Genomic DNA, 13,890 nt, shown 5'->3' with positions numbered 1-13,890 from the left:
TAAATAACGGAAAAGTGACGGAGAAATGACGGATCGGAGAAGACAAACCGGCAACCAGTTTGTAATGATATGGTTGAATTTTTTTGGACTCCTCGGAATTCTGCTGTTCTCCGGCTGCCGGAGCACGCCGCCGGATCCGCCGCCGCCGGTGTCGCAGTGGTTCGACACCGGCACATTCCGGGTCGAGGTGGTCGACGCTTCGCAGCCGCGCGACGTGCGTTCGACCGGTTGCCGTTTCCTGCTCGGCGGCTGGATCCGGAGCCTGGTTCCCCAGGGTGCGGAAACGAGCATCCTCCGGGCCCGTTCCACCCACTGGCGGCTGCCGGCGTACGGCTGCCCGTTCGAATTCTACCCCACTCTCGAACTCGACCCGGGGGAGCTCCCGGGCCACTCCACCCGGATTCAGATCGGCGTCGGCGTCGTCCGGGAGCACGGTGCGGGACGGTTTGAAACCCGACCGGTCGAACTCTTCCCGTGGCAGACCTCGGTGGAGAGCTCCGGAGGAACCATCCGCATCATTTGCCAACAGAACTCCGGCGATCACGCCGGTTACTCCTACGAGTTGACCGTGACACTGACCCTGCGGCCGGGCGACAGCCCCGCCGAATATGAGTTCACCCTCGCCAACACCGGCCGCCGCCGAATTGACACCGAACTCTACGCCCATCCCTTCTTCGATATCGCACCGGGATTCAACGAAAGCTGGTTCCAGTTGCCAGGCAAGGCACGGGAGAGCATTGCCGCCGCGGGGGAAAGTACGGAATCCATCCGCTCCGGCACCAGTATCGCCGCCGGAAACTTTTCGCCGCTCTGCAACAGCGTCACGCTCCAGTGCACTCCCGCCATGGACCGGGCGGTGTTCTGGAAGCATCCGAAGAAGTTCTTCTCGCTCGAACCCTTCCGCCGCTTTTCGGTCGCTCCGGGAGAGAGCCGGAGCTGGCGCTGTTCTCTCGAGGTTTCGCGCTGACCCGGTTACGCCTCGGTGTCCGGAATGTTCCCGAGCCGGATCCGGGTGAATCCCCGGCCGCGGGCCAGGTCGCGGATCTCCCGCAACCGTGCCGGCGGCGTCGGCGGGTCGAACAGCCGGCAGGCCGGGTGGAAGGCGGTGAAGTGAATCGGCTGCTCCCGCCCGAGCGTCTCCTCCACCCAGTCGAGAAAGGCGCCGATCATCTCCGGCGAATCGTTCCGGCCCGGAATCACCAGATTGGTGATCTCCAGATGGCGCCCCAGCTCCCGGCCGAAGTACTCCATCGACCGGAGCACCGGCGCGAGACTCCCGCCGCAGAGCTCCCGGTAGAAGTTCTCGCTGAACCCCTTCATGTCGATGTTGGCGGCGTCGATGAGAGGGTAGAGTTCGCGCATCGGCTCCGGGTTGATCCAGCCGTTGCTGACCAGCACTGTCGCGAGATTCGCCTGCTTCGCCAGGCGGGCGATTTCGAGGGCGTATTCGAAGAAAACCGTCGGTTCGTTGTAGGTGAACGCCACCGAACGGCAGCCGTGGCGGAGCGCCGCTTCGACGATCTCCTCCGGCGCCACCTCCCGTTCGTGGAATCCCGGCGGATAACTCCCCCGCGAGAGCTCGTCGTTCTGGCAGAAGACACACCCGAGGTTGCAGCCGAAGGTGCCGAGCGAAAAGGTGCGCGAACCGGGCAGGAAATACGCCAGCGGCTTCTTCTCGATCGGATCGATCTGCACCGCCACCGGGCGGCACCAGGTGAGCGCTTCAAGCCGTCCATCGGAGTTGCGCCGCACGCCGCAGTATCCGCATTCGCCCGGCGCAATCCGGCAGTTGCGCGGGCAGAGGGTGCAACGGAGCATTCCCGCCTCCTCCCGCCGGTAAAACATCGCTTCCTTCCTCTGCATTTCTCCTCCCTTTCTCGTAAATGGAACTTCATTCTTTGTTCTTTCTGTCAGAAATCTCCGGGTCTTTGCGGCGCGGGGCTTCCGGTGAGGGCGGCTCCCCGGGAGCAAGGCCGGTCCGGTTGTAAACCCTCCGGTATTCACTCGGCGGCATGCTGTTCGGGCAGGCCTTGAAAAAACGGCTGAACGAGGTCTTCTCCTGAAAACCGCACTCCCGGCCGATCTCCTGGATGGAGAGGTCGGTTCCGGCCAGCAGCGTCCTCGCCCGGGCGATCCGCTGATTCCGGATGTATTCGCCGGGGGTGACGTGCATCGCCTCCGCAAAGCGTTTGCGGAAGGTGGAGCGGGAGAGGTGCAGAACATCGCAGAGCGTGTTGACATTCAGTTCAGAATTTGACAAATTGGCTTTGATGTACCGCAGGGCCCGCTCCACGACGTCGCCCGACTCGAGAAAGCTCTTTTTCTTCTCTCCGGCGAGATATTCGAACAGCAGAAAAAGCTGGGTCGACGCGTGGAGCACCGAGTCGTGGTCGGATTTCGGCAGACAGCCGAGCAACTCCTGGTAGATCTCCTCCGGGAACCCCTTCTCCAGCGGGAAAGAGCGGGGGAACCGGTAACTGGAAAACACCGACATCGCCAGCGGTCCGTCAAAATTGACCCAGGCGATGACGCTCTCTTCGGAATCCGCCAGAAAACGGTGCTCCTCGTGCGGATAGTAGAAGATCACGTCGTTCTCCCGCATCCGGAACGGGCGGTCGAAGAGATACGCCACCCCTGAACCGCGGACGCAGAAGGTCATGCCGATGAACGGAGAGAGCAGCGGCGGAACACGATCGGAACCGCTCTCTTCGCCGCGCTTCCCCACGCTGCAGACGTAGAGCGGCAGCGGAATATCGACCGGAAAATCCGGGAATGGACGGTTCGCCTCTTCGTACATTGAAAAACTCCAAAATGATAACAATCTGATTTTTTTGTATCTTGTTTTTCCATTCAGAATATAGTATAATTATACCCAGATGCAAATGACTGCGAGGTTTTTTATGAAAAAGAATTTTACTCTCATCGAACTCCTGGTTGTGATCGCGATGATCGCCATTCTGGCGGCAATGCTGCTGCCCGCCCTGACCGCGGCACGGGAGAAAACCCGGGCGACCGAGTGCCTCAACCGTCTCCGTCAGAACGCCGCGGCCATGCAGTTGTACGCGATGGACAACAATGGACTGGTGGTCACCTATATCAAAGACGACGCCGGCTCGACCGTTCCGTGGTCCATCCTTCTGTTCGACTACAAATACCTGGCCAGCTCCACCTATTACGGGACGAAGAGTTTCTTCTGCCCCTCGCTCCCCACCGAAGGAATCAGCGACCCGTTTCGCACCTACGGCTCATTGCGCTTCAACGACACCTGGGATATGAGCCTCTTTGAAGATGAGAAGGGGTGGGGCAACTTCTGTCTGATCAATCAGGTCATGACCACCGGAAATCTTTTCTATGCGACGCAGAAGCTGAAGAAACCCTCCGAAGCGGTTCATTTCGCCGACACCATGTACGTCAGCCCCGGTTCTCCGGAGCACGGATACGGATTCTACTACATGCCGCTCAGCGTCAAAGTGAACGCCACCATTTCCCTGCACCACAGCCACCGGGCCAACATCGCCTACTTCGACGGCCACGCCGAAAGCCGCTCCATCTCCGACCTTCAGGCGGCGGGAATCAGCGCTCTGGTCGTCGATGGGCAAAAACTGCCGTAAGGTTCTCTCACAAAATTCGATTCGGAATCAACGAAAGAAAACGATATGCACAAGCTCCTTCTGCCACTCTTTCTCAGTTTCCTCCTCCCGGCGCTTTCCGCCGCTGAACTTCTGCAGTTCGGCGATGCAGAATTCCAACTGGAGGGGCGGAAAATTCCCGGCCTGGATCAGGTGAAAATCGAACCGGCCCCGCTGTCCGGCTCCCGCCGGAACGGCACCGCCGTCCGCTGGGGCAACCCCGCCCCGGCCGCGATGGAACTGGGGCTCGTCTCGCCCGCCTCCCCCGAAATCGGCCGATTTGAACAGGCGACCTTCTCCCTTCTGGTCGAATTCCCGGAACCAGTCGAACTGCGCCGGATCGTTCTCCGGTTGCGGGATTCCAGCGGGGAGCTTTTCCAGTTCGTCAACACAGCATCCGGCACCTTCTCCGGGAAACGGCAGCTGGACTACCGCGTCGCCGAAGGCGCCGCCGCCGCCGTCTGGGGCGGCGATCGAAACCGGAAAATCGACTGGCCGCTCCGCTTTCACGGCATCGCCGTCGACTGCAGCGCCCGGACACGTCCCGGCGCCGGAATCCTGCTCGATTCCCTCTCTTTCCGGCGCTTCGGCGAGGCGGTGAACCTCTCGCTGAAGACCGGACACCGGTTCAATCTCCTGCTGCCGCAGCGGCAGGAACCGCCCGCGCTCGTCGTCCGCAACGAGGGCACCGGCGAGCTCGTCCTCGGCGGCGTGCTGCGCATCGAGGACGGTGCCGGCAACCTCCGGCAAGCCGGAGTGTCCGCCCGGGCCACGCCGGAAACTCCGGGGCGCATCGTCCTTCCCGGCGACTACTCCGCCCCGGGGTGGTGGAAGCTCAACTACCGCCTGATCAGCGCCACCGGAAAGGAGTATTCCGGCGAACACCGCTTCGGTCGCATGGTCCCGGCGGGACCGGTCGCGAAACGCGCCCCGGGATTCCTCCTCGGCGTCTGCAGCCATATGGAGCGGTTCGGCCGGGAAAAGGCGGAGCTGGAGGCTCTGGCCGCCGGCCTCTGCGGCGCCGGAATCATGCGGCTGGATTTCTCCTGGAACCGCTTCCAGCCGGAACCGGACCGGTGGAATTTCACCCTCTACGACCAGCTCGTCGCTCTGCTCGCCGCTCAGGGAGTCGAAGTGGAGGCGATCCTCGGAAACCCGCCGGACTGGGCGATTCCCCGCGACTTCACGCCGAAGTACCGCGCGCCGGAATTCGCCCGGGTCGGCCGGTTTGCCGATCCGGCGCTCTACGCCGCCTTCTGCGCGAAGATCGCCGAACATTACCGGGGGCGCATCCGCTATTTCGAACTCTGGAACGAACCGGACCTCATCCTCTTCGCCAACTTCGACTTCCCCCGGTACATGGAGCTGCTCCGGGCCGGATACGACGCCATCCGGCGCGTCTCGCCGCAGGCGGTGGTCATGAACGGGGGCATCGCGGGCACCCAGACCGACGCGGGGGGCGATCCCCGCTCCAACAACGGCTGGATCAAACAGCTCAAGGAGGATGGCGGTAAACACTTCGACCTCTTCGCCTTTCACGGCCACGGCCCCCTCGCCGGCTATCTGGCGCAGCTGGAACAGCTCGAGCGAAGCAGTCTGATCGGCGAAAATGCCCCCCGTCCCTGGTACTCCAACGAGACGGCGGAGAGCTCCGTCCGGATCGGCGAACGGGAGCAGGCGGCGAGCCTGTTCAAGAAACTTCTGACCGCCCGTGCCTTCGGCGCCGTGGGCTACAACTGGTACAATCTGCGGGAGAAGGGCGAACTCTACGCCCCGGGCCATTACGAGCGCCATTTCGGGCTGCTCACGACGGAGTTCGAACCGAAACCGGCCTATCTTGCCTTCAACATGCTCGCGGCCACCTACCGGAACGCCGAATTCACGGGCAGGATTCCCGCCGGCAAGGAGATCAGCGCCCTGCGGTTCCGCCGCGCAGACGGCGGGACGCTGCTGGCGCTCTGGAATAATCAGCGTGAACGCCCGCGGACCCTCTTCGCCACCCTTCCCCCCGGAACCGTGAAGGTGGATCTCTTCGGGAAGGAGACGCCGGTCGAACTCCAGGGGGGGAACGCGTGCATCCCGGTCTCCTCCACCCCCTTCACGCTGAAGACGCCCCCGGGCGGAAACGGGGAAATCCGCCTCGCGCGCGGCTTTCTGCCGGAACAGCTGCCGGTGCATCTCATTCTGGAGCCGGGCAGGGAACGCACCTGCCCCATAGCCCTCTTCAATCCGGCGGAGAAACCGCTCTCCCTGACGCTGAACGCGGCGGCACCGGACGGGGTCTCCGTCACGCCGGAACGTGAAGTCGTCCCGCTGCAGCCGGGAGAAACCCGGGCGGTGACGCTCCATCTCCGGGCGGCGGAGAGCTTCACCGCGCCGCTTTCGCACCCGGCGACGCTGCAGCTGGAGCTCTCGCTGGGCGGAGCCGTGGTCGAGCGGGTTCCGCTTTCGCTGATCCGGAAGCCGGCGGCGGGCGAGCCGCTGTTCGTGCTGGCGGACGCCGGGCAGTACCACGCGCTGGTGCCGAGCGCTCCGGGGAACGAACCCTTCTACTGGAAGGGGCCGGCCGATCTCTCCGCCCGGATCTTTCTGGAACGCCGCGGAGAGTTTCTGCGCCTGAGAGCGGAGGTCACCGACGACCTTCCCGTACAGACCAATTCCGGCGAGTCGATCTGGCGGGGCGACAGCGTGCAGTTCGGCCTGGCGCTGCCGGGGCAGAAGGGGTTCTGGAGCATCGGTTTTGCGCGGCGCGACGACGGAGGGACGGAGGTGTTCTGCTGGAGCCGCCCGGAAGGATTCGCCGATCCCTCCTCCGCCGTCCGGGTGAACGCCCGGCGCGACGACGGGAGCCGCCGGACCTTTTACGAGGCGCTCCTGCCCTTCGCCGCGCTCGGCATGACGCGGGAGATCGCCGGAACCGGATTCCGCTTCAATCTGATCGTCAACGACAACGACGGCAAACTGCGGGAGGGGTATCTGGCCGCCGCGCCGGGAATGGGGACCGGAGAGGATCCCTCCCTCTGGAAAGTGCTCCAGCTGGAGTAGGAGAGGGGCGGCGGGGCGGACCGTTTCCCGCGGCGCCTAGTGGAAGTACATCCCGCCGTTGACGTCGATGCACGCGCCGGTGATGTAACCGCCCCCCTCGCCCGCGAGAAAGGCCGCCGCCAGACCCACGTCGCGCGGCTTGCCCAGCCCGAGCGGAACGGTCGCGGCGAGCTTCGCCACCCCCTCCTCGCCGTGGGTCTGAAAGAGCAGTTCGGTTTCGATGATTCCCGGCGCGATCGCGTTGGCGGTGATGTGATAGGGCGCGCCGGTCCGCGCGATCGTGCGGGTGAAGGAGAGAATCGCCCCCTTCGTCGCCGCGTAGTGGCAGTGGCCGAACACCGCGCCGCGGTAGGCGACCATGCTGGTCATCGAGATGATCCGGCCGAAGTTCTGTTCGCGCATCATCTCCATCGCCCGCTTGCTGCACAAGAATACGCTCTTGAGGTTGGTCTTGAGGATGAAATCCCAGTCCGCCTCGCTCATTTCAAAGATGTCCTGCGCGCGCGAAGTGCCGGCGTTGTTGACCAGAATGTCGAGCCGGCCGAAGGTTTCGGCAATCCGGTCGAACAGTTTCCCGACCTCTCCGGACTCCGAGACGTCGGCCTGCATGGCGACGGCGGTTCCGCCCGCCTTTTCGATGGCGGCGACGGTTTCGGCCGCCGCTTCGGCGCCGCTCCGGAAATTGACGACGACGGTCGCTCCCTTTTCCGCCAGCACGGTGGCCACGCCCCGGCCGAGGCCGCGCGACGCGCCGGTTACCAGTGCGATTTTTCCTTTCAGCTCTCTCATGATCCTTCTCCAGATTCCGCCGGGGTTTTCACGGGGAATTTCACAGTGTGAAACTCCATCTTTCCGGCTGGGTTACTATAGACGCCCAAAGGAAAATTTGCACGGAAAATCCGCCGGTGCGGACAACTTTTTTTCCGTTTTGCCTCCCCCTCCTCCGGAATTCCCCGGAAAAACCGCTGCCGGGATTGAAAAAAACCGGTTTGTTTGCTATGTTATCTGAAATCATTTTACGCAGCGAGGAACAGGATGATGCAATCGATCGAAATCCATATCGAAACTCTTCTGCGGCGCCACCCCGAACTGGCGCCGACGGCGCCCGCAATCCGCGAAACCATCGAAACGATCCTCGCCGCCTTCCGGGCGGGCAACACCCTCTTCTGCTGCGGCAACGGCGGTTCGGCGGCCGACGCCGACCACATCTGCGGGGAGTTTCTGAAGGGATTCCTGCTCCGCCGCGAACTCCCGGCGGCCGAACAGAAGCGCTTCACGGAGCGGTTCGGCGCGGAGGGTTCGGAGCTGGCCGGGAAGCTCCAGCGCGGACTCCGTTCCGTCTCGCTGCTGTCGCACCCGGGATTCACCAGCGCATTCTGCAACGACGTCGATCCCTATCTGGTCTACGCCCAGCAGCTCTACGCGCTCGGGCGGAACGGGGACGTCCTCCTCGGCATCTCCACCGGCGGCGGCGCAGTCAACGTCAAATACGCGGAAATGGCGGCGAAGATGATGGGAATCCGTACCATTCTGCTGACCGGGAACCGCCACGGCGCCTGCGAAAAATATGCCGATATCGTGATCGCGGTACCCGATTCGGAAACCTATCGCATCCAGGAACTTCATTTGCCGGTCTACCACACCGTCTGCGCGGCGGTCGAGGATGCGATGTTCGGCGGAGAGGAACGATGAACAGCAACATCCGTCATGTCGCCATCATCATGGACGGCAACGGCCGCTGGGCGGAGCAGCGCGGTCTGCCCCGCACCGCCGGTCACCGCCAGGGGGCGAAACAGGTCTCCGAAGTGCTGGAGGCGGCGAACGAGTGCGGCGTGGAGTTTCTGACGCTCTACGCCTTCAGCACCGAAAACTGGAAGCGCCCGCCCGCCGAGATCACGGCGCTGATGAATCTGCTCGAGGAGTTCATCGACCGGAATTTGCCGGAGCTGCAGAAGCGCGAGGTCCGGCTGCGCACCATCGGGCGGACCGCCGGGCTCCCCGCCGGAGCGCGCCGGAAACTGCTCGCCGCCGTCGAGGCGACGAAGAACAACACGAAGGGCACGCTCAATCTGGCGCTCAACTACGGCGGACGCGCCGAAATCGTCGACGCGGTCAACCGGATCACCGCCGAACTGGCGGAGCATCCGCGCCGGGAGATCACCGAGGAGAGTTTCCGCAGCTACCTCTATGCGCCGGACATTCCGGACCCGGATCTGCTGATCCGGACCAGCGGCGAACTCCGGCTGAGCAACTTTCTGCTCTGGGAGCTCTCCTATGCGGAGTTTTATGTGACCGACACCCTCTGGCCGGACTTCGGCAAGGAGGAGTTCAAAGCGGCCGTCGCCGCCTTTCAGCAGCGCGACCGCCGTTTCGGCGGCCGGAAATAACGGAAAAGTAACGGAAAAATAACGGATCGAATGAAAGGGTTTTAAAAAGTGTTCCTCTATCGGGCAATCAGCTTTCCTCTGCTCCTGGCACTGCTCGCCGCCGTCGTCTACTGGCCGGCAGGCGGGCCGTGGATCTACACCTTCGTCGCCTCCGGCGCCATTGCCGCGGTGCTCTTCGAGTGCTGCCGGATGGTGGAGAAATGCGGCGCGCCGACGCTGCCGAAAACCACGGCCCTGCTCGGCGGACTGCTCTTTCTCGGCTACCTGGCCTCCAACACGCTGCTGATTTCCGGCCAGCTGGAAACGGCGCAGTTCCTGCTGAAACTGGAGCTGCTCGTGCTGGTCTTCACCGCGTTCGGCGGCTGGTTCCTCCTGCTCTTCGGCCGGGAGCGCCGGAAGGAGCTGATGCTCCGCGCGGCGGTTTCGCTCGGGGTGCTGGTGCTGATCGGATTCTCGATGTACACCGTGACAGTCGTCTATTTCAACCGCAGTGTGCCGTTCGGACCGGTGCCGCTGAACGTCGGCGCGCGCCAGTTCCTCTTCCTGATCCTCGTCACCAAGGCGATGGATACCGGCGGTTACATCTTCGGCATGCTTTCCGGCCGCTGGATGAAGAACGGCAACCACAAGATCTGCCCCTCGATCAGCCCGAAGAAATCCTGGGAGGGCACCATCGGCGGACTGCTCTTCTCGGTCGGCGTGAGCCTGATCTTCTGGAAGATCTACGCGGAAGCCCCCTTCTGCCGGATGCCGTTCCAGAATCTCGGCACCTCGATCTGGTGGTACATCACCGCCGGCGTGGTGCTCGGCATCGGCAGCCTCGCCGGAGACCTGACCGAATCGGCGCTGAAACGGAGTGCCGGAGTGAAGGATTCCGGCGCGATCATTCCGGGCATGGGCGGCGTTTTCGATGTGCTCGACAGCTTCATCTACAACGGCGTTCTCTTCATTGTGCTGGGAATGTGCAAATTCAACGGATAACATCCGCACGGCGATGTCCGGCGGGAAAGGAGAGGATATGAATCATAAGATTCTCGCCCTGTTGAGGGAAAATGCCCGTATGGGCATTCATGAAATCGCACTGAGAGCGGGCCTCCCGGACGTGGAGGCGGAACAGGAGATCCGCGAGCTGGAGAAATGCGGCATCATCCGCGGCTACACCGCGATTCTCAACGAAAGTGAACTCGACGACAGCAAAGTCAAGGCGCTGATCGAAGTCAAGGTGACTCCGCGGCGCGAAGGCGGATTCGACCAGGTGGCGCGGCGCATTGCCCGCTTCCCGGAAGTGACCGACCTCTACCTGGTCTCCGGGAGTTTCGACCTCCTGCTGACGGTGGAGGGCGACTCCCTGCAGGAGGTGGCCTCGTTCGTCTCCGCCAAACTCTCCACCATCGAAGGGGTCCTCTCGACCTCTACGAGCTTTTTGCTGAAGAAATACAAAGAATCCGGCAGGATCATGCAGAATGATGAAGAATATGAACGACTCAAAATCTGTCCGTAGACCGCTGGTTGCGGACCATATCAAGGATCTGCCCAAGAGCGGAATCCGCGCCTTTTTCGATCTGGTCAACACGATGGATGACGTCATCTCGCTCGGCGTCGGCGAACCCGATTTCACCACCCCCTGGACCATCCGCGAAAGCGGCATCTTCTCGCTGGAGAAGGGGCACACCAGCTACACCTCCAACCTGGGGACGATCGCGCTGCGGCGGGAAATCTGCGACTATGTCGCCTCCGACTACCATGTTCAGTACAGCCCCGAAAACGAGTGCATCGTCACCGTCGGCGTCAGCGAGGCGCTGGACATCGCCATCCGCGCGCTGGTCAATCCGGGCGACGAGGTGATCTACACCGAACCGTGCTTTGTATCCTATCCGGCCGAAGTGCGCATGGCGCACGGCGTCCCGGTGCCGGTGGAAACCTACGCCAAGGACGGGTTCGCGCTCGACCCGGAGGTGCTCCGTTCGAAGATCACTCCGCGCAGCCGGGTGCTGCTGCTGAACTTCCCCTGCAACCCCACCGGCGCGGTGATGTCGCAAGAAGGGCTCGAGAAGATCGCCGAAATCGCCATCGAAAACGACCTGGTGGTGATCACCGACGAGATCTACTCCGAACTCACCTACGAAGGGACCCACGTCTCGATCGCCTCGCTGCCCGGAATGCGGGATCGGACCATCTTCCTCCACGGATTCTCCAAGGCGTTCGCCATGACCGGCTGGCGGGTGGGTTACGCCTGCGGCCCCCACGAGATCATCGACGCGATGATGAAGGTCCACCAGTACGCGATCATGTGCGCCTCGACCACCGCGCAGGAGGCGGCTCTGGAAGCGCTCCGCAACGGCCGCCGGGCGATGAACGAGATGCGCGAAAGCTACCGCGAGCGGCGCAATTTGATGGTGGCCGGATTCAACCGGATCGGCCTCGACTGCCTGATGCCGAAGGGGGCGTTCTACACCTTCCCGTCGATCGCTTCAACCGGGCTCTCTTCGACCGAATTCGCCGAGGAACTGCTCCGGGCGGAACGGGTGGCGGTGGTGCCGGGACCGGCGTTCGGCGCCTGCGGCGAAGGATTCGTCCGCTGCTGCTACGCCTCCAGCGCCGAAGACATCATCGAGGCGATCGAGCGGATCGGCCGCTTCGTCGCGAGTCTGAAACGACGGTAGACGGGTGAAACGCGCGGCGGGCCTCCTGCTCCTTCTGCTGTTGACCTCCGCTCTCCGGGCGGAGGTGTTCACGCTCCGCCCCCACCGCAACGGCGCGGGGAACGGAGCGGTCGCGGAGATTTCCGAACTGCTTCCGGGAGCGGAACAGCGGGGGGAGCACCGCGAAATGCTGCGCTTCAACGGTCTCCGTCTCGAGATGACCGTTTCGCGAATTCTCACCCCGTTCGATGAGCTGGCGCGCCTCCTCGCCGGACAGCTGAAACCGGAGGAGCTGACCCGTTCCGGCGGAACGCTCCGGGTGAACCATCCGCTCGGCGACGGCCGGGTGGAGCGGTATCTTTTGATCGACTCCGGCCCGGGCAAACCGGTGACCGCATTCCAGGTGGTCACGCCGGAAAAACTCCCGAAACCGCCGCACTGGCCCTCCGGACTGCCCCGGCTGCCGCTCGGCGCGGAGCCGGTGCAGGTGATCGAATTCGGCCGCACCGGGAACCTCTACGGCTCCTTCCGCGCGGCCTCCGGTGAGCCGGAAGAACTGCTCCGTTCGACCGCGGCGGAACTGCGGGCAACGGGCTGGACCCCCGCGGCGGGGGAGGCCTCGCCGGAAATCGGCGGCCGCGGCGACCTCTTTCTCGACATCGCGAACCGCCGGATCGCCTGGGTCAGCTTCGCTCCCGGCGGAATCGGTTCTTTTTATGTAGGAACTTACTGATTCCGGCTTGAAAACCGGCCGTTCGGGAGCTATGTTAAGAAAAAACGTGCCGGAGTGGCGGAATGGCAGACGCACTTGACTCAAAATCAAGCGGTTTCAACCATACGGGTTCAAGTCCCGTCTCCGGTACCATTCTAACCTCAGAATGCAAGATTTTGTGCCGTTTTGTGCCACTATTGCCTTTCAATCCTCGAAATCAGTGTTATTTTAGCTCACGAGGATAGTTATGAGGAAAGAGGGCAATGGCGAGGAAAGTCATGAAGCAGGAAGTCGGCACCATCTACCAGAAACCGAACGGGACATATCATTATCGTTATCAGATCAACGGTGAACGCAAGTCGATCAGCCTGAAAACCAAGAATCAGGAAGAAGCGAAGCGGAAAGTCAAAGAGCTGCTTCCGGTTCTGAAAGCGACCAGCATGGAAGTCGTTTCGGCACATGTTGCTCACGCGCGCAATCTGATTAAGCCGGCAAACGTATTGTTGCTTACCGAAGCGTGGAATGTTTACGCAAAACACCCGAATCGTGCCACTCCTGCAACTGTTAACGAACGTCTCGCCTATGAAGCAGACTGGAGAGATTTCCTGAAGTCTCTTCCGAAAGGCTGTCAATATCTTCACGAAGTGACGCCGGAACTCGCCGATGCCTATGCGCAAAAGCTCCGGGAACGTCAACTGGCCGTTGATACGCACAACCGCAAGATCAAACGGCTGCGGAAAATCTTCTCTACTCTTATTGAGTATTGTCCCGACGGTTCCCCGTTCCAATCGCCCGTCCTGTGGCGTAAAGACCGCGAAGAGCAGGAACACAATACACGCCGTCTTGCCTTTACTCGCGAGCAGGAACAGGCATTGCTGGACGTACTGGCCGATTCTACGCACAAAGTGAAGAACAAGCCGGAAATCCGGGTCATCTATCATTTGGGGATGTTCACCGGCCAGCGGCTGAAAGACTGCGTTCTGCTGCAATGGCATAAGGTTGATCTTGAACGGCGGCGCATCTGGGTCAAGCAGTTCAAAACCGGTAAGGAGGTCACAATACCAATCGCCGATCAGCTATTGGCGGTACTTGAGGAAGCGTTGGCATGGAAGCGTGATGAATATATCTGCCCGAACTGTGCGGCTCGTTATAAGCAGAAAGACGCCAGCGGCAAAGATGTCGGATGCAATAAAGTCGGCTTGGACATTCTCCGGGTGATCCGCTGGATCGGGTTGGAGCCATCCGTGGAGGTGCCGGGGCGCAAGAAGAAGGCAACGGTCTACGGCTTTCATTCCCTGCGCCACAGCTTTGCCAGTCATTGTGCCGAAGCGGGCGTCCCGAAAGCCGTATTGCTTTCAATTCTCGGCACCGATTCTGATATAGCTGATAAATACTATATTCATATTGGAGAGGAGGCCCAAATGGAAGCGATTGCCGCTGTCGCGTCCATCACGACCAAATCCGATCGCCAGCGG

General features: G+C 62.1%; 13 protein-coding genes and 1 tRNA gene. 11 read left to right on the top strand and 3 right to left on the bottom strand.

Going from position 1 to position 13,890, the window contains the following annotated elements; genetic code table 11:
* Positions 1–73: 73 nt before the first annotated feature.
* Complete coding sequence (locus ACMLHG_RS07640; RefSeq protein ID WP_417170117.1) at positions 74–967, top strand: hypothetical protein; 894 nt, start codon at positions 74–76, stop codon at positions 965–967.
* A gap of 5 nt (positions 968–972) precedes the next feature.
* Here ACMLHG_RS07640 and amrS read toward each other — a convergent pair whose 3' ends face one another.
* The gene (gene amrS / locus ACMLHG_RS07635) at positions 973–1,863 is read right to left on the bottom strand and encodes an AmmeMemoRadiSam system radical SAM enzyme (RefSeq protein WP_417170116.1); all 891 of its coding nucleotides are present in this window, start codon (positions 1,861–1,863) and stop codon (positions 973–975) included.
* A 28-nt stretch (positions 1,864–1,891) separates the two neighbouring features.
* Positions 1,892–2,797 carry a helix-turn-helix domain-containing protein gene (locus tag ACMLHG_RS07630; RefSeq protein ID WP_417170115.1) on the bottom strand — a complete coding sequence of 302 codons (906 nt, stop codon included), beginning with the start codon at positions 2,795–2,797 and terminating at the stop codon, positions 1,892–1,894.
* Between the two features lie 103 nt (positions 2,798–2,900).
* Between ACMLHG_RS07630 and ACMLHG_RS07625 the strand changes: the two genes are divergently transcribed.
* Both ACMLHG_RS07625 and ACMLHG_RS07620 read left to right on the top strand, forming a co-directional pair.
* Positions 2,901–3,611, top strand: a complete 711-nt coding sequence (locus ACMLHG_RS07625; RefSeq protein WP_294436940.1) for a prepilin-type N-terminal cleavage/methylation domain-containing protein — start codon at positions 2,901–2,903, stop codon at positions 3,609–3,611.
* A 45-nt stretch (positions 3,612–3,656) separates the two neighbouring features.
* Complete coding sequence (locus ACMLHG_RS07620; RefSeq protein WP_417170114.1) at positions 3,657–6,674, top strand: hypothetical protein; 3,018 nt, start codon at positions 3,657–3,659, stop codon at positions 6,672–6,674.
* Between the two features lie 36 nt (positions 6,675–6,710).
* Here the strand turns inward: ACMLHG_RS07620 and ACMLHG_RS07615 are convergent, their stop codons facing one another.
* A complete protein-coding gene (locus tag ACMLHG_RS07615; RefSeq protein ID WP_294436935.1) occupies positions 6,711–7,463 on the bottom strand; it encodes a 3-oxoacyl-ACP reductase family protein in 753 nt (250 codons plus the stop codon).
* A gap of 246 nt (positions 7,464–7,709) precedes the next feature.
* Between ACMLHG_RS07615 and ACMLHG_RS07610 the strand changes: the two genes are divergently transcribed.
* From ACMLHG_RS07610 to ACMLHG_RS07575, 8 genes are all read left to right on the top strand, one after another.
* The gene (locus tag ACMLHG_RS07610) at positions 7,710–8,366 is read left to right on the top strand and encodes a D-sedoheptulose-7-phosphate isomerase (protein ID WP_295811408.1); all 657 of its coding nucleotides are present in this window, start codon (positions 7,710–7,712) and stop codon (positions 8,364–8,366) included.
* The gene (locus tag ACMLHG_RS07605; protein WP_294436932.1) at positions 8,363–9,061 is read left to right on the top strand and encodes an isoprenyl transferase; all 699 of its coding nucleotides are present in this window, start codon (positions 8,363–8,365) and stop codon (positions 9,059–9,061) included. The genes ACMLHG_RS07610 and ACMLHG_RS07605 overlap by 4 nt, the downstream gene beginning before the upstream one ends.
* A 48-nt stretch (positions 9,062–9,109) precedes the next feature.
* Entirely contained in the window at positions 9,110–10,042 is a 933-nt protein-coding gene (locus ACMLHG_RS07600) for a phosphatidate cytidylyltransferase (RefSeq protein ID WP_294436931.1), read from the top strand.
* Between the two features lie 37 nt (positions 10,043–10,079).
* Positions 10,080–10,562 carry an Lrp/AsnC family transcriptional regulator gene (locus ACMLHG_RS07595; RefSeq protein WP_294436930.1) on the top strand — a complete coding sequence of 161 codons (483 nt, stop codon included), beginning with the start codon at positions 10,080–10,082 and terminating at the stop codon, positions 10,560–10,562.
* Positions 10,525–11,724 carry an aminotransferase class I/II-fold pyridoxal phosphate-dependent enzyme gene (locus tag ACMLHG_RS07590; RefSeq protein WP_295811399.1) on the top strand — a complete coding sequence of 400 codons (1,200 nt, stop codon included), beginning with the start codon at positions 10,525–10,527 and terminating at the stop codon, positions 11,722–11,724. Before ACMLHG_RS07595 ends, ACMLHG_RS07590 begins: the two co-directional genes overlap by 38 nt.
* 4 nt (positions 11,725–11,728) lie before the next feature.
* Positions 11,729–12,436 (top strand): hypothetical protein, encoded by a 708-nt coding sequence (locus tag ACMLHG_RS07585; protein WP_417170113.1) that lies wholly within the window; start codon positions 11,729–11,731, stop codon positions 12,434–12,436.
* Positions 12,437–12,484: 48 nt separating this feature from the next.
* Positions 12,485–12,568, top strand: a tRNA-Leu gene (locus tag ACMLHG_RS07580).
* A 125-nt stretch (positions 12,569–12,693) separates the two neighbouring features.
* Positions 12,694–13,890: tyrosine-type recombinase/integrase (locus ACMLHG_RS07575; protein ID WP_417170111.1), on the top strand; the 1,197-nt coding region annotated here is incomplete at its 3' end.

This window comes from Victivallis sp., assembly GCF_048170485.1.
Lineage (GTDB): Bacteria > Verrucomicrobiota > Lentisphaeria > Victivallales > Victivallaceae > Victivallis.
This window is presented reverse-complemented; position numbering and strand designations above follow the sequence as displayed.

Bases quoted from the DNA above. Each gene is read 5' to 3' on its own strand.
- amrS (WP_417170116.1), bottom strand. From the start codon at position 1,863: ATGCAGAGGAAGGAAGCGATGTTTTACCGGCGGGAGGAGGCGGGAATG.
- ACMLHG_RS07630 (WP_417170115.1), bottom strand. From the start codon at position 2,797: ATGTACGAAGAGGCGAACCGTCCATTCCCGGATTTTCCGGTCGATATT.
- ACMLHG_RS07625 (WP_294436940.1), top strand. From the start codon at position 2,901: ATGAAAAAGAATTTTACTCTCATCGAACTCCTGGTTGTGATCGCGATG.
- ACMLHG_RS07620 (WP_417170114.1), top strand. From the start codon at position 3,657: ATGCACAAGCTCCTTCTGCCACTCTTTCTCAGTTTCCTCCTCCCGGCG.
- ACMLHG_RS07615 (WP_294436935.1), bottom strand. From the start codon at position 7,463: ATGAGAGAGCTGAAAGGAAAAATCGCACTGGTAACCGGCGCGTCGCGC.
- ACMLHG_RS07610 (WP_295811408.1), top strand. From the start codon at position 7,710: ATGATGCAATCGATCGAAATCCATATCGAAACTCTTCTGCGGCGCCAC.
- ACMLHG_RS07605 (WP_294436932.1), top strand. From the start codon at position 8,363: ATGAACAGCAACATCCGTCATGTCGCCATCATCATGGACGGCAACGGC.
- ACMLHG_RS07595 (WP_294436930.1), top strand. From the start codon at position 10,080: ATGAATCATAAGATTCTCGCCCTGTTGAGGGAAAATGCCCGTATGGGC.
- ACMLHG_RS07590 (WP_295811399.1), top strand. From the start codon at position 10,525: ATGATGAAGAATATGAACGACTCAAAATCTGTCCGTAGACCGCTGGTT.